The sequence below is a fragment of the Streptomyces sp. NPDC018019 genome (genome assembly GCF_044327805.1).
Classification (GTDB): domain Bacteria; phylum Actinomycetota; class Actinomycetes; order Streptomycetales; family Streptomycetaceae; genus Streptomyces.
Genome location: NZ_JBIRGD010000006.1, coordinates 82,881 through 101,256, shown reverse-complemented (window position 1 = coordinate 101,256; position 18,376 = coordinate 82,881). Strand labels below are relative to the sequence as shown.

23 protein-coding genes and 1 pseudogene are annotated in these 18,376 nt (G+C 68.0%); 14 read left to right on the top strand and 10 right to left on the bottom strand.

Annotated features, from left to right (window positions below; genetic code table 11):
- Positions 1 to 122 precede the first annotated feature (122 nt).
- The 3 genes from ACH4FX_RS12685 to ACH4FX_RS12675 all read left to right on the top strand — a co-directional run bounded on the left by ACH4FX_RS12685 (position 123) and on the right by ACH4FX_RS12675 (position 2,609).
- The gene (locus ACH4FX_RS12685) at positions 123 to 1,061 is read left to right on the top strand and encodes a M56 family metallopeptidase (protein ID WP_398478006.1); all 939 of its coding nucleotides are present in this window, start codon (positions 123 to 125) and stop codon (positions 1,059 to 1,061) included.
- A gap of 143 nt (positions 1,062 to 1,204) precedes the next feature.
- Entirely contained in the window at positions 1,205 to 1,882 is a 678-nt protein-coding gene (locus ACH4FX_RS12680; protein ID WP_398478004.1) for a phosphatase PAP2 family protein, read from the top strand.
- A 31-nt stretch (positions 1,883 to 1,913) separates the two neighbouring features.
- The gene (locus ACH4FX_RS12675; protein ID WP_398478002.1) at positions 1,914 to 2,609 is read left to right on the top strand and encodes an HAD family hydrolase; all 696 of its coding nucleotides are present in this window, start codon (positions 1,914 to 1,916) and stop codon (positions 2,607 to 2,609) included.
- A 10-nt stretch (positions 2,610 to 2,619) separates the two neighbouring features.
- On the opposite strand, the pseudogene ACH4FX_RS12670 reads toward ACH4FX_RS12675, so the two are convergent.
- Positions 2,620 to 3,003, bottom strand: a pseudogene (locus ACH4FX_RS12670) (hypothetical protein); the annotation flags it as partial.
- A gap of 66 nt (positions 3,004 to 3,069) precedes the next feature.
- Here ACH4FX_RS12670 and ACH4FX_RS12665 point away from each other — a divergent pair.
- The 5 genes from ACH4FX_RS12665 to ACH4FX_RS12645 all read left to right on the top strand — a co-directional run bounded on the left by ACH4FX_RS12665 (position 3,070) and on the right by ACH4FX_RS12645 (position 8,913).
- Positions 3,070 to 4,611, top strand: coding sequence for a recombinase family protein (locus tag ACH4FX_RS12665; protein ID WP_398478000.1), 1,542 nt, complete (start codon positions 3,070 to 3,072; stop codon positions 4,609 to 4,611).
- Positions 4,612 to 5,866: 1,255 nt separating this feature from the next.
- Positions 5,867 to 6,385, top strand: coding sequence for a helix-turn-helix domain-containing protein (locus tag ACH4FX_RS12660; RefSeq protein WP_398477998.1), 519 nt, complete (start codon positions 5,867 to 5,869; stop codon positions 6,383 to 6,385).
- 71 nt (positions 6,386 to 6,456) lie between these two features.
- Positions 6,457 to 6,912 (top strand): ImmA/IrrE family metallo-endopeptidase, encoded by a 456-nt coding sequence (locus tag ACH4FX_RS12655; protein WP_398477996.1) that lies wholly within the window; start codon positions 6,457 to 6,459, stop codon positions 6,910 to 6,912.
- Entirely contained in the window at positions 6,905 to 8,137 is a 1,233-nt protein-coding gene (locus tag ACH4FX_RS12650; protein WP_398477994.1) for an MAB_1171c family putative transporter, read from the top strand. The genes ACH4FX_RS12655 and ACH4FX_RS12650 overlap by 8 nt, the downstream gene beginning before the upstream one ends.
- Positions 8,134 to 8,913, top strand: a complete 780-nt coding sequence (locus ACH4FX_RS12645; RefSeq protein WP_398477992.1) for an oxygenase MpaB family protein — start codon at positions 8,134 to 8,136, stop codon at positions 8,911 to 8,913. The genes ACH4FX_RS12650 and ACH4FX_RS12645 overlap by 4 nt, the downstream gene beginning before the upstream one ends.
- 190 nt (positions 8,914 to 9,103) lie before the next feature.
- Here the strand turns inward: ACH4FX_RS12645 and ACH4FX_RS12640 are convergent, their stop codons facing one another.
- From ACH4FX_RS12640 to ACH4FX_RS12625, 4 genes are read right to left on the bottom strand one after another with little or no spacing between them, the layout of a single operon-like run.
- Entirely contained in the window at positions 9,104 to 9,331 is a 228-nt protein-coding gene (locus tag ACH4FX_RS12640; protein ID WP_398477990.1) for a hypothetical protein, read from the bottom strand.
- Positions 9,328 to 9,561, bottom strand: a complete 234-nt coding sequence (locus ACH4FX_RS12635; protein WP_398477988.1) for a hypothetical protein — start codon at positions 9,559 to 9,561, stop codon at positions 9,328 to 9,330. Before ACH4FX_RS12635 ends, ACH4FX_RS12640 begins: the two co-directional genes overlap by 4 nt.
- 8 nt (positions 9,562 to 9,569) lie before the next feature.
- On the bottom strand, positions 9,570 to 9,782 hold the full coding sequence (locus ACH4FX_RS12630) for a hypothetical protein (RefSeq protein ID WP_398477986.1): 213 nt from the start codon (positions 9,780 to 9,782) through the stop codon (positions 9,570 to 9,572).
- Positions 9,779 to 9,988: a hypothetical protein gene (locus ACH4FX_RS12625; RefSeq protein WP_398477984.1), complete on the bottom strand. Its 210-nt coding sequence runs from the start codon at positions 9,986 to 9,988 to the stop codon at positions 9,779 to 9,781. Before ACH4FX_RS12625 ends, ACH4FX_RS12630 begins: the two co-directional genes overlap by 4 nt.
- A gap of 172 nt (positions 9,989 to 10,160) precedes the next feature.
- Here ACH4FX_RS12625 and ACH4FX_RS12620 point away from each other — a divergent pair, with 172 nt between their 5' ends.
- Both ACH4FX_RS12620 and ACH4FX_RS12615 read left to right on the top strand, forming a co-directional pair.
- Positions 10,161 to 10,901: a DUF6879 family protein gene (locus ACH4FX_RS12620; protein WP_398477983.1), complete on the top strand. Its 741-nt coding sequence runs from the start codon at positions 10,161 to 10,163 to the stop codon at positions 10,899 to 10,901.
- Between the two features lie 13 nt (positions 10,902 to 10,914).
- Positions 10,915 to 11,766: a helix-turn-helix domain-containing protein gene (locus ACH4FX_RS12615; RefSeq protein WP_398477981.1), complete on the top strand. Its 852-nt coding sequence runs from the start codon at positions 10,915 to 10,917 to the stop codon at positions 11,764 to 11,766.
- Between the two features lie 59 nt (positions 11,767 to 11,825).
- Here the strand turns inward: ACH4FX_RS12615 and ACH4FX_RS12610 are convergent, their stop codons facing one another.
- The gene (locus tag ACH4FX_RS12610) at positions 11,826 to 12,572 is read right to left on the bottom strand and encodes a GntR family transcriptional regulator (RefSeq protein WP_398477979.1); all 747 of its coding nucleotides are present in this window, start codon (positions 12,570 to 12,572) and stop codon (positions 11,826 to 11,828) included.
- A 218-nt stretch (positions 12,573 to 12,790) separates the two neighbouring features.
- Here ACH4FX_RS12610 and ACH4FX_RS12605 point away from each other — a divergent pair, with 218 nt between their 5' ends.
- Together ACH4FX_RS12605 and ACH4FX_RS12600 are read left to right on the top strand one after the other, a co-directional pair.
- Positions 12,791 to 13,201, top strand: a complete 411-nt coding sequence (locus ACH4FX_RS12605) for an NUDIX domain-containing protein (RefSeq protein WP_398478407.1) — start codon at positions 12,791 to 12,793, stop codon at positions 13,199 to 13,201.
- Complete coding sequence (locus ACH4FX_RS12600) at positions 13,123 to 14,208, top strand: hypothetical protein (RefSeq protein WP_398477977.1); 1,086 nt, start codon at positions 13,123 to 13,125, stop codon at positions 14,206 to 14,208. The genes ACH4FX_RS12605 and ACH4FX_RS12600 overlap by 79 nt, the downstream gene beginning before the upstream one ends.
- A gap of 377 nt (positions 14,209 to 14,585) precedes the next feature.
- Here ACH4FX_RS12600 and ACH4FX_RS12595 read toward each other — a convergent pair whose 3' ends face one another.
- Together ACH4FX_RS12595 and ACH4FX_RS12590 are read right to left on the bottom strand one after the other, a co-directional pair.
- A complete protein-coding gene (locus ACH4FX_RS12595) occupies positions 14,586 to 14,849 on the bottom strand; it encodes a YrhB domain-containing protein (RefSeq protein WP_398477975.1) in 264 nt (87 codons plus the stop codon).
- Entirely contained in the window at positions 14,849 to 16,549 is a 1,701-nt protein-coding gene (locus ACH4FX_RS12590) for a pre-toxin TG domain-containing protein (protein WP_398477974.1), read from the bottom strand. The genes ACH4FX_RS12595 and ACH4FX_RS12590 overlap by 1 nt, the downstream gene beginning before the upstream one ends.
- 382 nt (positions 16,550 to 16,931) lie before the next feature.
- On the opposite strand from ACH4FX_RS12590, the gene ACH4FX_RS12585 reads away from it, so the two are divergent.
- Positions 16,932 to 17,159: a hypothetical protein gene (locus ACH4FX_RS12585; RefSeq protein WP_398477973.1), complete on the top strand. Its 228-nt coding sequence runs from the start codon at positions 16,932 to 16,934 to the stop codon at positions 17,157 to 17,159.
- A 66-nt stretch (positions 17,160 to 17,225) separates the two neighbouring features.
- Positions 17,226 to 17,855 carry a hypothetical protein gene (locus ACH4FX_RS12580; protein ID WP_398477971.1) on the top strand — a complete coding sequence of 210 codons (630 nt, stop codon included), beginning with the start codon at positions 17,226 to 17,228 and terminating at the stop codon, positions 17,853 to 17,855.
- Between the two features lies 1 nt (position 17,856).
- Here the strand turns inward: ACH4FX_RS12580 and ACH4FX_RS12575 are convergent, their stop codons facing one another.
- Complete coding sequence (locus tag ACH4FX_RS12575) at positions 17,857 to 18,078, bottom strand: hypothetical protein (protein ID WP_398477969.1); 222 nt, start codon at positions 18,076 to 18,078, stop codon at positions 17,857 to 17,859.
- A 41-nt stretch (positions 18,079 to 18,119) separates the two neighbouring features.
- Positions 18,120 to 18,332, bottom strand: a complete 213-nt coding sequence (locus tag ACH4FX_RS12570) for a hypothetical protein (RefSeq protein WP_398477967.1) — start codon at positions 18,330 to 18,332, stop codon at positions 18,120 to 18,122.
- Positions 18,333 to 18,376 lie beyond the last annotated feature (44 nt).

Sequence of the window (18,376 nt, the reverse complement as noted above, 5' to 3'; positions counted from 1 at the left end):
AGGGCCGGTTGGACCGCCGGACGTCCCTCGCGCACCGTCCGCACCCACGGTGTCGGTGGTATACGTCACTTCCGGCGCCGTACCGTACCTGGCGGCAGCCGCTCGCTCATAGGCTGACGCCCATGATGGTCCCCCTCGCGCTGATGGTGCTCGGCGCGCTGGCTGCGGCGATGGCGCCGCGCCTGATGGCCCGCGCCGACTGGCCCGACCGCGAACCGGTGCTCGCCCTGTGGGTGTGGCAGTGCGTGGTCGCCGCCGTCCTGCTGTGCTGTGTGCTCGCCATGTCGCTCAGCGGCGCCGCCGCCTGGGAAGCCGTGCGCAGCCACCTCTTCGGTCACGCGCCGCGCGTCGTCGTCGACGCGTACGCGCTCAAGGCGTACGGCCCGTGGGCCGGCGTGCTGGCCGCGGCGCTGGCGTGCGGCGGCGCGTGGACGGCCGTGATGCTCACCCGCGAGGTGCGGGAGGCCCGCGCCCGGCGCCGGCAGCGGCGTACGGACCTGTTGCGGCGCTCGCCGCTGCTGCCCGGCGAGGAGCGCACCGGGGACCGGCTCGTCGTCCTGGAGGGCGACCGCCCGGAGGCGTGGTGGCTGCCCGGCGCCACGTCCCAACTGGTCATCACCACCTCGGCGTTGCGCCGCCTGAAAGGCCGTCAGCTCGATGCGCTGATCGCCCACGAGCAGGGCCACGCACGGGCCCGGCACGACGTCCTGCTGTACTGCGCGTCCGCGCTCGCGGCCGGCTTCCCGCAGGTCCCGGTCTTCGCCGCGTTCCGCGACCAGGTGCACCGGCTGGTCGAGCTGGCCGCCGACGACGTGGCCTCGCGCCGCTTCGGGCGGCTGACGATCGCCCTGGCGCTCGTCGAACTCAACGAGGACCGCGGGGTGTTCGGCCCGTGCCCCGCCCAGTGCGCCCAGCTCCCGGACCGGGTGCACCGGCTGCTGGCCCCCGCTCCCCGCTTCACGCCCGGCCGGCGTCTGCGGATGACGGCGGTCGCGGCGCTGGTCCCGGCGGTGCCGCTGCTGGTGACGTTCATGCCGGGGCTGAGCGCGCTGACGTACTGAGGAGGCACGGGGTGCGCCGAGCAGGCACGGGGCGCGCGGGCGCGGCGAGAAGGCGCGGGTCGGCGGGAACGCGCGGGCGTACGAACGTGCCTCCGGACGGGAGCGCCCTGGCCCTCCTCCGCTCTCTCCGCGAGGATTTCCCCATGTCCCCCAGGCCGTCGCCCGCACCGCACCGCTCCCGCCCCCTCGCTTTCTCCGCTCTCCTCCCCCTGCTCCTGTTCCTCCCCTTCACCGTCCTCCTCGCCCTGATCGCCGCCCGCTGGAGCCCCCTGCTCGCCCTCGACCGGTCCATCGCCACCGCCTTCCACCGCACGGCCGTCGCGGAGCCCGGCCTGACCCAGGCCAACCGCGTCTTCTCGGACTGGGTCTGGGACCCCTGGACGCTGCGCGCCCTCCTGGCCGTCGCGGTCATCGCGCTGGTGTGCCGGCGGCAGTGGGTGCTCGGCTGCTGGGTGGCGGTCACGGCGGCGCTGGGCACGGCGCTCCAGCAGCTGCTCAAGGCCCTGGTGGGCCGCCACCGCCCGGTCTGGCCGGACCCGGTCGACTCGGCGAGCTACGCGGCCTTCCCCTCCGGGCACGCGATGACGGCGGCGGTCGCGGGCGGCCTCGCCCTGTGGCTGCTGCGGCTGTACGGGGTGCGCCGGGCCTGGCGGCGGGCCGCCGCGGCACTGGTCGTGGTCTCCGTGGCGGGTGTCGGCCTGACCCGGGTCCTCCTCGGGGTCCACTGGGCGACGGACGTGCTCGGCGGCTGGCTGCTGGGCGGCGCCCTGGTGGCGGTCGCGGCGCCGGCGTACACCCGCCGGTACGGGGCCCGACGGTGACGGCGGGCCGCCGGCGCGGCAGGATGGCGGTATGACGATCAAGGGTGTGCTGTTCGACTTCTCCGGGACGCTGCTGCGGATCGAATCGCCGGAGAGCTGGTTGCGCGCGGTGCTCGCGGAGACCGGGACGGAGCTCGCGGAGGCGGAGGTCGTCCGCCTGGCGGCGGAGCTGGGCCGGTCCGGGGCGCTGCCCGGCGGCCCCTCCCCGGAACGGCTGCCACCCGGTCTGGCCGCCCTGTGGGAGGTCCGGGACCGCAGCGCCGGCCGGCACCGCGAGCTGTACACCGGGCTGGCCCGGCAGGTGCCGCTGCCCGACGACAGGCTGTACGACGCGCTGTACGACCGCCACATGACACCCGCCGCGTGGGCGCCGTACCCGGACGCCGCCGAGGTGCTGGGCGAACTGCGGCGGCGCGGCATCCGTACCGCCGTGGTCAGCAACATCGGCTGGGACCTGCGGCCGGTGCTCCGCGCCCACGGTCTCGACCGCTTCGTCGACGGCTACGTCCTGTCGTACGAGCACGGCATCCAGAAGCCGGACCCGAGGCTGTTCGAGATCGCGTGCGAGGAGCTGGGGCTGGCGCCCACGGACGTCCTGATGGTGGGCGACGACCGGACGGCGGACGGCGGTGCGACGGCGCTGGGCTGCGCGTACCTGCCCGTCGACCACCTGCCGGTGACCGAGCGTCCCGACGGTCTGCGGCCCGCGCTGGCCCTGGCCGGCTGACCCGCGGCCCCTACGGCCGCACCACCTCCGTATGGATCGCCAGTTTGAACTGCGCGTGCGTGATCGCGGCCGGGACCTTGGTGTCCCCGGAGCCGCGCGCGGAGATCTTCAGCCCGACCGGCGTCCCCTTGTGGACGAACATCTGCCATATGTACGTCTTGTACTGGCCGCCCCCGGTCTTCCACGTGTCGGTGGTGGCCGTCGAGTCGTAACCGGGCCCGAGCGGATCGCGCACGAAGCGGGCCCGGTACTCGTTCGGCCGGTCGTCCGCGTCCCAGAACACCATCGCGGAGAACACGCCCCAGCCCTCGTGGCTCGGCCAGATCAGACCCGACCGCGCGTCGGGGAACGTGGACGGCGCACCACCGCCGTTGGCCGGGTCGTGCATCTTCCAGAAGTAGCCCACTTATTGCTGCCGGTGCACTATCCCCGGCGCAAAGGGTAAGGCTACCGTCATGGCATGGCTCGCCAGATCCTGGATGACTATGCGCGGGAGTCCGCAGCCGGTGACAAACGGAACATGAGCATCAGCGGACAGCACCAGATCAACGCCAAGCGCATTGAAGATCTCGGCGCGGAGCTGGGCGAGCAACTGGAGGACAAGGGGAAATCAGCCTGGAAACCCGGTGTCTTCCGCGGGGACTGGGAAAAACTGATCAAGCGCATGGAGACCGGCCAGTCCGACGGTGCCGTGATCTTCGACATCGAGCGCTTCCTGCGCACGGTCGAAGACGCCTTCCGCATCGTCGCCGTGGTCAAGAAGGCCCGCGGCGAAGGCCGACGCGTGATGATCTACGACTCCGACGGCGAATTCGATCTCACCACGCCGCAAGGCGAAAAATCCTTCTACGACGCGGCGGTAAGCGCCCAGTACTACAGCCACCGTCTGAGCACCAAGGTCCAGCGCGGCAACCGGCAGAAGGCCCAGCGGGGTGAGGGGCGCCGCGGCCGTTATCGCCCCTTCGGATTCGAGGAGGACGGCCACACGGTCCGCGAGTCCGAAAAGGTCTACGCCCGCGAGGCGGTGGCCCGCGTCCTCGCTGGCGCCAAGTGGCCGGAGGTCCGGGATTTCATGAACAGCGCCGGCGTCTACTCAACAGCCCAGGATCATACAGAAGAGTGCAAGGAAAGACGGGCAGCACTGGTCGGGATCATCTACCGGCAGTATTCCTGTGACTGCCCCCGGCGGCGCTGGACCGTTGACTCACTGCGCGCCGCCCTGATGTCTGGCCGGATGGGGGGCTACGTCACACTGGGCCGCGGCAACATCGCGGGCAGGCTCACCGGTGAACCGATCGTAGATCCCGTCGACTGGCAGGCATTCGTTTCCCTGGTGCAATCCCGGAGGGGGCGCCCGCCCTTGGAAACCTACCTGTGCACCGGCAAGGACACCCCTGTCCGCTGCGCGGACTGCGGCGGATACTTCACGATCTACATCGACACCCGCCACAAGACGTACGCGGACGGAGTGGAACGGCGGCACTACCGGTGCAACGCGAAGTACGGGGGATGCGGCAGGACGATCGCGGACTGGCGCGCACTCGACAGGGCCATCGAAGCCATGGTCCTTGACCGGCTGTCCCAGCCGAAGCAAGTCGCCCAGATAAAGAAGGCGCTGGAAGCACGCCGCCGCCAGCGCAAGCCGCATGAGGACAAGATCGGCAAGCTCGAAGAACTCAAGACGTACTGGAACAGACGGCTAAACGAGGGCAAGGTCTCGCAGTCCGAGCACGAGGCCATGGTCGATGACCTGCTGGCCCAGATCGGGAAAGAGCAGAAGAAACTGGAGAAGGTCGAGGCGACGCCCGCACCCGCCGTGGACATCGAGACACTGCGGGACATCAGGGAGGAGTGGAAAACCGCCTCACCTGCCAGGAAACGCGAACGCCTCCGGCAGGCATACAGCGGGTTCCGGATTCTCGTCACACCGGGACCGTCCACCGAAGATGAAGTGCGGCACCGGATATCGGACCCTATGCCGATTCCTCCTCCGTCGGACTGACGGCCGGATCGTATGTTCTGGCCACTCGTTCCATCACCGTCGGCGACATCGGCGGCAGTCCCCTGTTCTTTTCGCGCGCCCATTGTGCGTAATCTTCATCTTCGTCAGATGGGGACACCCCGCCCCCTCTTGGTTTCTCATGGCCCGTACGGGAGGAAACGGGGTCCGGGTTCCCGGACGCAGTGGGGATGCGTGACCGTTGCTCCACAGACCGGACAGGGATGGGGATCTCATCGCACCGCGCCCTGCCCGGTCTGCAAAGAATATGCACTGCACGGCCGCCAGCACCGTTTGACGGGACGGGCGACCCGGGGCGGCTGTGCAGTGCATACCTTGTTCGTATTCGCTTGTGCTGTCTGATCTTCGATCTCGCGTGGTTCTCACGCTTTCGCGGGCCCTTCGGGCGTAGGGCCCGGTGTCAGAGAAACCGGCGAGCCCTCCCGGAAACTGGATCACCATTCTGGTCCGGGTCCTTACATGTTGCCTTGGCTCCAACCTGACCGATTCCACCGGATACAGGAGCATGGGGTTTGTTGATCCACCGGGTGAGGTGCCGTGTAACTTCCGGTGTGGGACTACATATTCCTCCGGCCGGCGCGGCAGTCAACACGCTTCTCACATGGACTTCATGATTCTTCTGTCGCACCGTCGGCGATCCGGACGCGCCACACCACCGCCCGGCCGCCCCGCCCGTTCCCGACGGCCGGACAGCCCAGAAGATCACAACGGCTGCTGGCTGGCAGGTGAGCGCCCTTGCGCGCGCTTCCGCCCCGATACTCTGACGCAGGGTGCAAGCGATGAGCGTCTTCCTTCGTCCGCCACCGGTGGCGGGAGCAGCACTGCCGGGTCCGCCTACGCTGAACTGCCCACTGCCGACCCCTGCGAAGAGCAGAGCAGAGTCCCGCCCAACGCTCCGCAACACGAGCAACGCGATCTTCGCCAATGCCACGCGGACCACCTCTTCCCTGCTGCTCCGCCACCCGCCCACCGCCGGGGGAATGTGTGATGGACGGGCGGCGCGACCAGAACACCGGCAGCCACCGTGCCGAGTGCAGCACGGACCGTGAATGCGGCCGGTATCCCGCCCTGCGTTCCGATGCTTGGCGCCCGGTCCGCGCCGCGTCAACCACCGCGGAAAAATGAAGATGAAGTTGCAGGTCACCCCCGCAGCACGCTGGGACGGGAACGAACGGATACGTTCGCGGCTCGACGGGGAGGGTTCGCAAACCTTCCCAGCGGGTCTATGGTCCGCCACATGCAGTCATCGGGACCCGGAGCAGCAGCATCGCGCACACCGGACGACCGCCAAGGCGCTGCCCTCTTCGCCGACCGCCTTGGCCGACTGATCGCTGCGGTGTATCCGGCCGCTCTCGGACGCCCCTACACCGACTCCGAGATCGCCCAGCGCAGTGGCCTCTCCCCCCAGCACGTCGGCCGGCTCCGCCGGGGTGAAGCGATGCCCAGCTTGGCGAAGGCCGCAGCGCTGGCCCGGCTGTTCGGGGTGTCGACCGACTACTTCCACGGGCCCGAAGACCACCCCGTTGTCCGCGCCGTGGAACGTGATCTCGAACGTATCCGCAGACACCGCTCCGGCCGGCCGCAGCACACCGCGTACCGCACGGCGGGCAGCGCCTCGGAGGAAGACGCTGTGCTGCTCGGTGATCCCGCGGTCCGCGGCATTGCCGAAGGCGCCGCCGACCTCCCCCCGGAGATGCGCGGCACCGTACGCACCCTCGTGGAACAGCTCCGCAAGGCCCTCGGAGGACAGCCATGAGCACAGCAGACGCGCCCGTTGGCCGTGTGGCGACCCGCTGGCGGTTGCCCCAAGGACAGGAGGAGGCATTCATGGGCCTACGACGTGCCCGGCGGCAGTGCCGCGCTGTGCTGGACCGTGCCAAGGTTCCGGCGTACACCACCGTCCAGGAACTGTGCGACCGTCTGGGCCGTCAGCGCGGTCGGCCCATCATCCTCATAGCGCGCGAGATGGCACCGGGGCAGCGGTCCGGCGAGTTCCAGCAGCATCTGACCGAAGACCGGATCTACTACCCGAAGAGCACGAGCGAAGCGCACCAGGCATTCATCATCTGCCATGAACTCGCCCACCTGCTACTCACGCACATCCCGCAGCTCGAAGCCCTGGACTCCAAGGTGGCCCGGACCGTCCTGGGCCGCTCGCACTACGAGGACCCGGCCGAGCAGCAGGCCGAAGTGCTGGGAACTCTACTGTGGCAGCGCCTCGCCCTCGCCCCGGCCACCGCAGAAGTCACGACGATGGAGCACCGCGGGAGCAGCCATGTCTGATCCGGGCTCCTTCGCAGTCCTTCTCCTGCTGTTCGGTGCGCTCATGTATGTGCTGGCAGCTGTCAAACTCCGGGCGTGGCGGCGTCACCGCATCCCAGGTGTGCTGGTCATGGGCCTCGCCGCGGCAGCGTCCGGCACGTCCTTCGTCCTCGCCGCCCTCTTCTCTTCCCGCCCGCTGAGCCGGGCCACCGGCATCGGCCATCTGGAGAACCTGCTCGCCAATCTGTGCACCATGCTCTTCAGCGCCTACGTGATCGTGCTGGTCCTGCTGTGGGTACCGCCGTCGCCGGGGCGTCCCTCCCCGTTCTCCCGTCCGTGGCGGTCAGCATGGCCTGCCGTCCGGCGCCGGGTGGTCGCGGTATACGGCCTTGTCATCCCCGCCATGGCCGTACTGTTCGCGCTCGCCTCTCCCCTGAACGCTTCGCCGGGAACGTACACGCAGTTCGAGTCCGCGTTCGCCGACCGTCCCGCGTTCGTGGCCTATCAGGCAGTCTTCCAGGGCGGGTTCCTGTGGGCCTTGTGGTCGCTGGGCTGGATCTCCTGGCAGCGCGCCGGTTCCCTCCCGGCCTCTCACGGGGCGGCACGGCGGGGCCTGCGCCGGCTCGCCATCGGATGCGCGATCGACAGCGGATATTGCCTGTGTACCCTCCTCGTCGTCATCACGATCGCCGCGGGCAGCCACGCCCTGGACGTACTGAGCACCGTTGTCGGCCCCGCCTGCGTCATCGTGGGTTCCCTGGTCATGGCTGTCGGATGGGCCGGTACCGCCATCGCCACGTGGCGCCGCCGCCGCAGTGACTACCAGGCCCTGCAACCGCTGTGGCGTGCCTGCCTCCAGGCCGATCACCGCCTGGTGCTGGACGAAGCCCATAAGCAGGCCCCCTTGCTGTCCGCGCGTGACCTGGAGTGGCGACTTGCACGCCGCACCATGGAGATCCGTGACGGGCAGCTCGTCCTGAACCCCTGGGTCGGCCAGCAGGTCATCACCGCAGCAGCACAGCACGCGGACCGTGCGGGGCTCACCGGCGGCGAACGGGATGCCATGATCGCCGCCACTGCATTTGCTGCGGCGCTGCGTGCACGGCAGAACCGGCAGCGGCCCGAGGAAACCGCCGCGTTTCCCGGAACGCTGATCCCTCCGGCAGCGGAACGGGATCACCTCGTTGCCATGGCCCGGTACCTCCACAGTCCCGTGGTCCGGCGCGTGCTGGCAGAGACATCATGACGCCTGGCGGCCCGTCGCTGCCGGAGGCCGAAGCCCTCTACCGGCGACTTGCCTTCACCGAATTCTGCGAAGACCTCATGCTCGGCCTCAACATCGGCTTCTACCGGACCTTCGCCGTGCCCGAGATCGCCGCGGTCCTGGCCACCACAGGCCAGATGACCGGCCAGACCGAACTCCGGGCGAAGACGACCGGCCAGATGATGTACCGGCTTTTCCGCGACGGCCTCGACAGCCCGTCCGGTGCGCGGACAGTATCTGCCCTGAATAACGTCCACGCCCGGTGGCAGATCAGCAATGACGCGTTCCGCTATGTGCTGGCCTGCTTCGACGTCGCCCCGATGCGCTGGTGCGACGCCTACGGCTGGAGAGCGACGACGGCCGCTGAGAAGGACGCGTCTCACGTGTTCTACTGCGCACTCGCCGACCGTATGGGCATTCATCGTGTTCCGCTGGCCTGGGGGGCATTCGCCGCCTGGATGGACGACTACGAGAATGGCTTCTTCGCCCGTACGCCCGAGGCGACGGCGCTATGGGCTGCTACCAGCGGACTCCTCGCCCAGCGGGTTCCCGCCTTCCTGGTCCCCCTGGTCCGCTCTGCCGCCGGGGCTCTTCTTGACCCGCCGCTGCGCCGCGCACTCGGAGTCCGCCGTCCGCCCACGGCCGTGAGCGCCCTGGCCGCCGGCGGCATGCACATCCGGGCCCGCCGTCTGCGGCACCTGCACTCGGACCCGGGCTACCGCCCGGCCCTGCCGGACGAACTGCGGGAACTCGGCTGACCGGTGCTGAAGCCCGTAGCCATACGTTCCGCGCGTCCCCTGGTCACCCTCCCCACCCGCCGTCGTCCCGCCTGGGCGGGAACAGATGGGGAGGGTGCCGTCCCGCCCCGGCCGGTGACCGCTGCACGGCCGGGGCGGGAGCGCGAGGACGGCAGCGGGCTGCGGGGGCGCCTACCCGCTGCCGTCCGGCCTATGTCCGGCGGGCCTTGCGCACCGTGGCGGCACGGAGCGCTTCGGCCGTGAACCGCAGGCGCCCGTCACTCCCCGCCGGGTGGTCGGCGAAGGGGATGATGCCGTGGCGCTTCACGCACGTCCGGCAGGCGTAGACCGTCCTGCCGCCGGCTGACGCCACGTGCTCGATCCCGACATCGACGGGATCGGCTGTCGACTCCCTGCACCAGCAGCACGTCTCGCTCACGAGGACCACCCCGGCAGGTAAGAACAGCTCCTGCGGTTCCGCTGGGCGTTGCGGGCCGCCGTATGGCAGTCGGGCCTGCATGCCCACAGCTCCACGTCAATCTCCTGGCCGCACGAGATGATCCGGTGCACGCCCAGCGAGCGGTCGGCAAACAGACGGGCGTTGCACAGCGCGCAGTGCCAGCCCTCCTGCTGCGGGCCGTTCAGGCTCGACAGGTCGACCCCTGACACCGGCGCACTCACCGGATCGGCCCGCTCTCGGAGTCGCGGTTGGCCGCGGCGAGACGGGCGCTCAGGAGTTCGCGCGGCGTCGGCGGACGCAGACGCTCCGGGTCGGCGTCCCATTCGCGGCCACCGCCCAGCGGGCGGAGCTGTATGTACGTTCCGACCTTGTCCATGACCCTGCCGACGCGCCTCTGGGCGGTGTCGAAAACGATCTGTCCGCCGTTCATGCGCCGGCTCCGCTCTTCTGCCGCACCACGTCGGCCAGCCGCATGGCCACCGCAGCCCGTACACGTCCGAGACTGACCAGGCCCAGGTCCGATGCTGCATCGGCCGCCAGCGACGGCAGCACGATGCCGACCGACATCAGCGCTTCACGGAGCGCTTCCGTCGCCACGTCCGGGTCAACGGCCTCGGGGCCTTTTGCTGTTGCCATGCAGCCGACGCTAGGGAGGGCGGCATGCGGAACGCCACGCGTCATTCGAGAATATGCGCAGAGGTTGGCTAGTTATTCGCCTTTATTCTCATGCGGCTTGCGCGCACTGTGTACTGAGGAGCCCCTGGCGCCCCGATGCTGGGTGGATCAGCCCCTGCGGAAGGACACCGTCATGAGGCGCATCCGCTTCAACGGCACGGGCAGCGGCGTCAACGGCTGCCCTGCGGTACATGAGGACATCGACTCACGAGAGATCATCGTGCACGGCCCGCCACTCACCGACCCGGACGACATCGCCCAGCTCGCGCATCTGTCTGACGGGGAAACGGCGATCATCGTGCCCCGCGAACTGCTCGTGGACTGGGGGCCGAAGGAGGCCGACCACGTGCCCGACATCCTCAGCCTGGACGAGTTCGACCGCCTGTTCACGACCTTCAAGCACACCGCCTGGCGGCTGGAGACACGGCGGCGCTACGCAAGCGACGAGGCCACCGACACGTACGCCCAGTTCGTACGCGGCGAGCCCGTCTCCTGGGACGGGGTCGATGCGCAGTGGTGTGCAGAGCGGCGCGAACAGGTGGCGCTCGGAAAGACGTTCAAGCGCGTGCGCATTATCGACACCCCGCCGACTCCTGGCCAGCTCTATCTCCTCGACAACGCCCGGCGCAACTCCGCCGTAGGCGAGGTCATCCGTGTGATCAGGCGCAGCGAACTGACCCTCCCGGAGGAGGACTTCTGGATTTTTGACTCCCGGCTGGTCGCCCTGCTGAACTTCGACGCCAGTGACCAGCTCCTCAACGTAGAGCTGATCACTGAACCGGCGCAGGTCGTCCGGTACGCCCAGATCCGTGATGCCGCCTGGCATCACGCCGTCCCTTACGAGACAGCGGCGCAGCTCCTGGCCGCAGAGTAGCGAGTGTGAGCCGGTGAGCACTGACTTCCAGCAGGCGCGCGCCGCCCTGGGGGTGCGCCTTCGGGAGCTGCGCCATACCTGCCCGAACGGCAGGCTCACCGGCTCCGAGCTGGCCGAACGGCTGGGCTGGACACAGTCCAAGGTCAGCAAGCTGGAGACCGGCCGGCAGACAGCGACAGCCGAAGATCTACAAGCGTGGGCCGCAGCGACTGGCCATCCCGGCGCCGCAGCCGAACTCATTTCGCGGCTGACCGGGCTTGAGTCGCATGTGCGCTCGTGGCGGCGACAGCTCGCGACTGGGCACCGGGCGGTCCAGGAGGGGATCAACGAGCAGTTCACGCGCACCGCGCACTTCCGTGCCTGGGAGAATTCCATGATTGTCGGCTCGTTGCAGACCGCCGACTACGCACGGCACACCTTCGCGCGGTATGCCGACCTGCACCGCTCTCCCCGGGACACGGAAGAAGCGGTATGCGCCCGGCTCAAGCGCCAGGAGGGCCTGTACCAGCAGGGCAAGCGCTATTGCATTCTCATGTGGGAAGCAGCGCTGCACGCTCTCATCTGTCCCCCGCAGATTCTCGCCGCCCAGCTCGACAGGCTGGCGGGTGTGGTCGGCTTGGCGACCCTGGAGCTGGGCATCGTCCCCTTCGGCGCCTCGCTGAAAATCCCGCCGGCCAACGCCTTCTGGGTCCTGGACGACAGCCTGGTCATCACCGAGGACTGGCACGCCGAACTGTGGATCGATGACGCCGCGAGCGTGGCGACCTACGTCCGGACGTGGGAAACACTACGCGAGTCAGCCGTCTTCGGACCCGACGCCCAGGACATCATCAGCAGAGCGCGGCGGTCGCTCGCAGCCGGGTGAGGCCGCGAAGAAGCGGCGCCCGCCAGTGCGGACGCCGCCTCGTTCGGAATGCCGCCCCCTCAGTCCCGCGAACGCTGATAGGCGTAGCGGGTGAGCCGGCTGCCGACGCTGAGGTACTCGCCGTACTCGATCACGTTGCCCTCTGCGTCGAACAGGCTGTTGTACCCGACGAGCAGAGCCGCCGGCCGCTCGGTGATGCCGAGCAGTTCGGCTTCTTCGTCCGTCGCGATCCTCGCGCTGACCAGGTCCTGGCCGTCCTCCCAGGCCCGGCCGGTGGCCTCCTCGATCGCGCCCGGTGTGCCGCCGGGAATGCGTTCGCTCTCCAGCAGCGCCGGTACAGCGTCGGCGAGTTCGGCGGCGAACCACGAAGTGGACGCGGAAACCGGCCCGGTTTCGTCGCAGGTCACCCGGCGGCGGCAGACGGCCTGTGCGCCCTCCTCAATGCCCAGCGCGAGGGCGACACGCTCCGGAGCGGGCACCAGGCCCGCAGACAGGATCTTCGCGTACTGGCCGGACGGGTAGATCCGGCCGGTAACGTCCGCCGACCGGAAGCGGTCCGACGGGGATTGGTGCTGGCCACGGGCAGTGACCACGGTGCCGACGCCCTGCCGGGGCTCAACCAGGTTCTCGTGGCGCAGTTCTCCGAGCACCTTGGTCGCCGTCGCGCGGGAGATACCCCAGTCGGCGGCGAGCTGTCGCTCGGAGGGAACGGTGTCCCCTTCCGCGAGTTCACCGCTGATGATCTGCTCGCGCAGATAGGTCAGGACCTGCTTGTAGGGAGGAAGGGACCTTTCGATTTCGGGCATGTGACACTCCTTCGGGAGTGGTGGGCTAGGCCACCAGCCTACTCCCGCCGAGGTGGTTTGTGGCCTAGGCCACAGGGTATAACCTGAGTACGCAGCGCATTTGGCCGGTTACTGATGATGCGCCAGAGTGATCCGTCTGACCGACGGCCCATCTCCTGGAAAGCAGGCCGACGTTGAAGAAGATCATTGCTTGGCTGTGGCGCGTCATCCGTGGCCCGATGCAGTGGCGGGTCCTGTGGCTGGCCCACGCGAAATTCATGGTCGGCGTCACCGGCGTCGTCCGCAACGACCAGGGTGAAGTCCTTCTCCTGCGCCACCGCATGTGGCCGCCGGAGCGGCCCTGGGGGCTGCCCACCGGCTACGCAGTCAAGGGCGAGGAGTTCCCGCTCACCATCGCCCGCGAAGTCAAGGAAGAGACGGGGCTCGATGTGGAGCCCGGTCGGCTGGTGCACCTCAAGAGCGGGTACAAGCTCCGGCTCGAAGTGGCCTACGAAGCACTCGTCACCGGAGGAACCCTCAAGATCGATACGTTCGAGATCCTGGAGGCACAGTGGTATTCGCCGGACTCCCTTCCCGACGGGATGCAGGAGTCACACCGGGCACTGATTCACGGCAAGACCACGCCCTGACCGGGCACCTGCTCGCCCCCGGCGAGCACCTGACGGGCACGGACACAGCGCCGCTCCTCCAGGCGCTGACCCGTCTGCGCACCGCCGACACCCTCACACCGGAACATCCAGATCACGTTTTCACCCCTCTCTCGCTCCTGCTCGACCAGTGGGAGGCGCAGGAGGTCAACACAGCCCCGTTCCACAACGGCCTCGCCCTGGTGCAAGCCAGGTACGCGGCCCTCGGGCTGCGTCAGCTCCTCCCGCTGGACCGCGTGCTGGTCGCTGTCCGTTCCGTACGCTCCGGGGCGCGGGGCGGCTTCCACCACCCCAACCAGGGCTACCGGCACTTGCAGATGAGGGCAGTGGTCACCGCGTACGGAGATCTCGCAGCCCCCGAGCCGTACGCCGGTGAACTGACGTTGCTGGATCTGCTGCGCTCCTACGCCCACGACTGCCTGCACTTCGGCTCCTACCGCGCGTACCGGCTGATCGACGGGGCCCCGGTCCGGGGGCAGTACGGCGTCAACTTCCGCCGCGCCGACGGGCGCAGCTACTCCGCTCCGGACCGCGCGGGCGCCCGCAGCACCCGCAACATCGGCACGGTGATGGAGGGTGCGTGCGACCGGGAGGCCCGTTCGATCACCCGGCAGATCGCCCACGGACACGGCGTCCTGGTCTCCGGAGGCACCGACGGCTACGCCTTCCGGGATGTGACCGGACAGCTCGACAGCGCAGATGTTGCCGAGCTGGCGGGGCTGCCGGACACAGGCTCGGAGACCAGGGCGTACCTCGCATCGATGGGCAGGTACGAGTCCGCCGTCAACATGAGGTACCAGGCGTTCCTGGAAGAGATCGGCGGAGGCGAAGCCGAAGACCTGCACTCCGTGATCCTGGCTTCAATGATCAGCGGTGACGTGGGCGCGCTGAGCACATGGCTCGACCAGCGGCACGGGCCCGGTACGTTCGCCGCGCTGTTCATGTCGCAGGTGTACATGGGGCAGATGGACCTGGTGCTCGCAAGCTAGACCGGTCCTAGACGAAGCCCGGCGCCTCACCCGGTGCCGGGCTTCTCCCGTGCGCCCCGGGATGCGGACCGCGCTCGCTGTGCGCCAAGTCCTGGAGTTCTTCCAGGAGGGTGACGGCGGCTTCGGGGATACCCACGTGGACGGGTAGGACGGGTGCACAGGGCGGCGAGGGAGGCGGCGCCGGCCGTGGTGGAGCGGAGCGCGGTCGATCTGTCGGCGCGCGGCCGACGCGTGCGCTGGGCAGGAGCCCGGCTCCAAAACAGCAGCGGAGTTTCGCCCAGAGCAATATTGAAGCCGTGGGGTCACCACTGCCGGTGACCCCACGGCTGTTGCGTGTTCAGCTGTCAGCAGGCCGAGTTCCCCTACGGCCTACTCGATCAGTCCTTGAACAAGGGCCTGTCATCGACTGAGCCCTGGCGTGCTTGCCCGGTGGAAAGGTCGACGATGATGGGCCAGAGGCCGACTAGCTGCTTGTCCAGGTCCCGGGTTTCCAGATACTCGATGGAGTTGTAGGGAACGACAAGGAGCCCACGCCTTTCGCGCACGCGTTCGTAATCAATCCGGAGCGGCGGGTCGTAAGGGCCCATATTGCTCTCGATGAGCTGTCGTGCCACCTTCACGGCTTCTTCTCGGCTTATCATCACTTCGTCCTCATGAACCTGTACCGTTCGTACCCTAGGGGCTTCGCTTGCCCCCGCTGGCCGTCCAGGAATACTACATCCCCGCCTCGGTTGATTACGTTGAAGACGTGACCACCATCCGCTTCCTGGCCATGGACGATGCCGCGAGCACCGTCTCCCGCGTTCTTGACCTCTCTGATGATACTGGGCAACGACTGCACCCGGAATTTCCTCCCAGGGTAGTACTTTTCCAGGACGGTAATATCCCCCACAGGTATCGTTGGCAGCGCAGAGGACGGAACACCGTCGAACGCCTTGTCCACAGAAAGCGCACAGGCCCGGCAGTTCGTTTTCCCGCCCTCGGGATTAACGAGCTTCTTCAGGTCAGGCGTGAGCGGGGCCTTGAATTCCTCTCCTAGGTACTTTTCGCCGCCGGCCCCCCAGCGAACATTTCCGGCGACCCGATTGAACGCCTTCTCGTTCTCGATGGCCTTGAGCAGGTCCTTGGCGTTGATGGCCTGCCGACCACCCTTGATCCAGCGGGCGACGATGGCGGCCCCGAGGATGCGGTCAGAGGTGGAAAGCTTCTCGCCGGTCATGATGTCCGTGCCGGCGATCGCTTCAACGACTCCCTTGACGTCGCCGACGACCGGTATGAAGTTCAGCAGCAGTGAGACGAGTGCCTGCTTGGCCTTGCTGTCCTCGACCTTGGGATGGCCGCGAACATAGTCCCCGATATCGGAGAGATCCAGGTCCTTGAACGGGCCGCTGCCATCCTTAGCGATGGGGGTTTTGAGGGCGTCGTTCACCTTGTCGATGGCCTTGTTCATGCCAGTGACGCCACGGTTAGCCTGGTCCATGCCGCGATTGGCCTCGGCGATGCCCTCGTTCATCTGTCGGAGACCACGGTTAGCCTGGTTGAGGCCCTCGATCATTCCGTTGATACCGTGGTTCATTTGATCCACGCCCTCGTTCATGACTTTAAGGCCGCGGTTCATTTGATCGAGCGCGTCGATCATGTCGTTCATAGTTTTGACCATGCCATCGATGATGGCGATTAGGCCATTCATGCCCTTATTTAGGCCATTCATGCCCTTATTCGCTTCATCAATAGCAGAGTTCGAGCCCTGTAGCGCCTCATCCATCTCATTGAAACCGGAGATGATCTTATCGAGCGCAGCATCAATTTCTGGGTCCGACAGAATGTTTGCGGCTTCATTGATCACCGGCGCCAGCTCGATAGTAAGGTCACCCGTAGCCTTCGCGACCTGTGCGGCATGCTGAGCTATATCCCGAACATTACCGAGCACTCGCTTCTGCGAGTCTATGGTCGCGGTGAGGTTCTTGTATATCTCCGCCGCTTCCGGATCGTTCTTTTCCTTGGCGGCGGTGTACTCCTTCATCTTGGCTTCGATGAGCGGAGCGGCCTCCTTGGCACCTGCTAGCTTCTCGCGCAGGCCGGGGAACTGGGCATCGACTTGGTCTTTCCAGTCGAGCGACGCGCCGAGGTAGAGGGCGATACCCAGCAAAGCGAACGCCTCACTCCGAGCGTTCTTCTTGATGCATTCCAGCTTCTTCCCGAAGGGCTCGGCGAGGCACTTCTTCAGAGCTGAGGGTGTTTCTTTCTGGTCGGCCGCGAGAGCTTGGCTCATGCCGCCGGTGATGAAGATGGCGAGCGTCAGTACGAACGCCGCGATTCTGCTCAGTGTGCGATTTTTCATGGATCCCAGACTTGCGGGCAATGACAGGATGGCGCTTGGCCTGGAAGGACGCCTTGCCTCGAACCTCGCCGTATCAGACCTCAGGACATACCGGGCGTACGCGACGTGATTGGAGTGCACCCCGTATGGCGGTGCAAATCCCCCAGAGCGCCAAGCGCAAGATCATACATGTCACATGCATAGATCTGCCTGCTCAAGAGCTACTGCGTCACTTCGTCAGCGCGGCCATCCTGGTGCTCAGCACCTCGTAACCACTGTGGCGGCGCCAGACATCGATCACGAGAACACTCAGTATCAGGACGGTCAGGGTCACACGTCGTGAGCAACGGGGAGCATCGCACCCCGGGATGCGGACCGCACTCCCCCGCACGATCCTGTCCGTATGGCAGTGCGCGTGGTGGTGCACCCGCCGTCCCCTACCGGAGGGCGGCGCGTCCATGCCGACTCCGCGATCCTGGGCGTGGCGTACGGCGTGCGGGATCTGCTCGAATTCCTGCGCCGCGCGGGCCTGGACCCGGACGACGTGAACCTGGATGACGCCTCGCTGATCGAATGGCACGGCGGCGGGCCGGGCGTGTGGTCGCCCGAGGACGCGGCTTTCGCAGGGTGATCCGGCGCTACGCTTCTCGGTTACCGCGCGGCGGGCCGGCCGCGGCGCAGTCCCCAGGGGGCAGCCATGCGCGTCACCCGAATGCTCGCCGTCATCGCCGCCGCCGCGCTCCCGCTGACCGCCTGCGGTGGCGGCAGCACTGAGCCGGAGAGCAAGGCATCGTCCAGCAGCAGCGCGGCCACACCTCAGACGCCGGAGATCGAGACGCCCACGGTGCCCGGTCTCGGCACGACCGCCCACACGGCCGGCTCGCACCACCCGATCGCCGGGAGCGGCGGCGGAGTGCTCGACCTGACGCCGACCAGCGTGGTGTATGTCCCGGCCGCCACGGACCAGACACCCAAGAACGGAACCTACGCCGTCGTGGCATATAAGGCCCGCTCGTCCACGGCGGTCGCCGCCGCCGAGACAGCACCGGCCGAAGGCGGCGGCTGGCAGTGGATTGCGCCGGACGGCCAGTCGGTGACCACCCTGGACGGCGACGCGACCAGCGTGACCCCGGCCGGATTCATGGGATCGGGCCCCGTTGCGCTGGGCAGCTATCAGTGGCGCAGCGTCGTCTTCGACCTGACCGCGGCGCAGCACGGCGGTCAACTCGTCTACACCGACGGCGAAGGCAAGACGTACCGCTGGCAGATGCCCGCGAAGGACAAGGGGCCCGAGGTGGCCAGGCTGAAGAAGGCACTGGCCGGGTAGGTCACGCGCTGCTGAGGCTCGACCCGCCGTAGTCATGCGGCCGGCCGCCGCGCCATCCCACCCACGCCGGGTCGTCGAGCAGCGGCTCGGAGTCGGGCAGCCCGGCCCGCCGCAGGAACTCCACGACGTCCCGGTCGCTGTGCGCGAGGCCGAGGATCGTGCCGTCCACGCGCACCCGCCGCCCGCCCGTCGGGCTCGGCTCCTGGATCACGATGCGCGCCATGGCACCAGCGTGCGGGAGGCCGGGGCGCGGCGCATCCGGGGCTACTGCGGGTCGGGCCGCTCGGGAAGCTCGGCACCGGGGCGGCGGGCGTACCAGGCCCACAACTGTTCGGTGACCTTCGAGCGGTTCGAGCCCGCTGCTGCGACTGCCGCGTCGAAGGCGGTCTTCACGGCCTTGTCGACGCGTACCGGGGCGACGTCGCCGTGTCCGGTGGCGGGTCGGCCGCGTCGCTTCGTCTCGCTCTTTTCTGTCATACAGAAAATCATGGCGCAGCCTCTTGACGCTGGCAAGGGGCCGC

Bases quoted from the DNA above. Each gene is read 5' to 3' on its own strand.
- ACH4FX_RS12685 (WP_398478006.1), top strand. From the start codon at position 123: ATGATGGTCCCCCTCGCGCTGATGGTGCTCGGCGCGCTGGCTGCGGCG.
- ACH4FX_RS12680 (WP_398478004.1), top strand. From the start codon at position 1,205: ATGTCCCCCAGGCCGTCGCCCGCACCGCACCGCTCCCGCCCCCTCGCT.
- ACH4FX_RS12675 (WP_398478002.1), top strand. From the start codon at position 1,914: ATGACGATCAAGGGTGTGCTGTTCGACTTCTCCGGGACGCTGCTGCGG.
- ACH4FX_RS12665 (WP_398478000.1), top strand. From the start codon at position 3,070: ATGGCTCGCCAGATCCTGGATGACTATGCGCGGGAGTCCGCAGCCGGT.
- ACH4FX_RS12660 (WP_398477998.1), top strand. From the start codon at position 5,867: ATGCAGTCATCGGGACCCGGAGCAGCAGCATCGCGCACACCGGACGAC.
- ACH4FX_RS12655 (WP_398477996.1), top strand. From the start codon at position 6,457: ATGGGCCTACGACGTGCCCGGCGGCAGTGCCGCGCTGTGCTGGACCGT.
- ACH4FX_RS12650 (WP_398477994.1), top strand. From the start codon at position 6,905: ATGTCTGATCCGGGCTCCTTCGCAGTCCTTCTCCTGCTGTTCGGTGCG.
- ACH4FX_RS12645 (WP_398477992.1), top strand. From the start codon at position 8,134: ATGACGCCTGGCGGCCCGTCGCTGCCGGAGGCCGAAGCCCTCTACCGG.
- ACH4FX_RS12630 (WP_398477986.1), bottom strand. From the start codon at position 9,782: ATGAACGGCGGACAGATCGTTTTCGACACCGCCCAGAGGCGCGTCGGC.
- ACH4FX_RS12625 (WP_398477984.1), bottom strand. From the start codon at position 9,988: ATGGCAACAGCAAAAGGCCCCGAGGCCGTTGACCCGGACGTGGCGACG.
- ACH4FX_RS12620 (WP_398477983.1), top strand. From the start codon at position 10,161: ATGAGGCGCATCCGCTTCAACGGCACGGGCAGCGGCGTCAACGGCTGC.
- ACH4FX_RS12610 (WP_398477979.1), bottom strand. From the start codon at position 12,572: ATGCCCGAAATCGAAAGGTCCCTTCCTCCCTACAAGCAGGTCCTGACC.
- ACH4FX_RS12605 (WP_398478407.1), top strand. From the start codon at position 12,791: ATGCAGTGGCGGGTCCTGTGGCTGGCCCACGCGAAATTCATGGTCGGC.
- ACH4FX_RS12595 (WP_398477975.1), bottom strand. From the start codon at position 14,849: ATGATAAGCCGAGAAGAAGCCGTGAAGGTGGCACGACAGCTCATCGAG.
- ACH4FX_RS12590 (WP_398477974.1), bottom strand. From the start codon at position 16,549: ATGAAAAATCGCACACTGAGCAGAATCGCGGCGTTCGTACTGACGCTC.
- ACH4FX_RS12585 (WP_398477973.1), top strand. From the start codon at position 16,932: ATGGCAGTGCGCGTGGTGGTGCACCCGCCGTCCCCTACCGGAGGGCGG.
- ACH4FX_RS12580 (WP_398477971.1), top strand. From the start codon at position 17,226: ATGCGCGTCACCCGAATGCTCGCCGTCATCGCCGCCGCCGCGCTCCCG.
- ACH4FX_RS12575 (WP_398477969.1), bottom strand. From the start codon at position 18,078: ATGGCGCGCATCGTGATCCAGGAGCCGAGCCCGACGGGCGGGCGGCGG.
- ACH4FX_RS12570 (WP_398477967.1), bottom strand. From the start codon at position 18,332: ATGACAGAAAAGAGCGAGACGAAGCGACGCGGCCGACCCGCCACCGGA.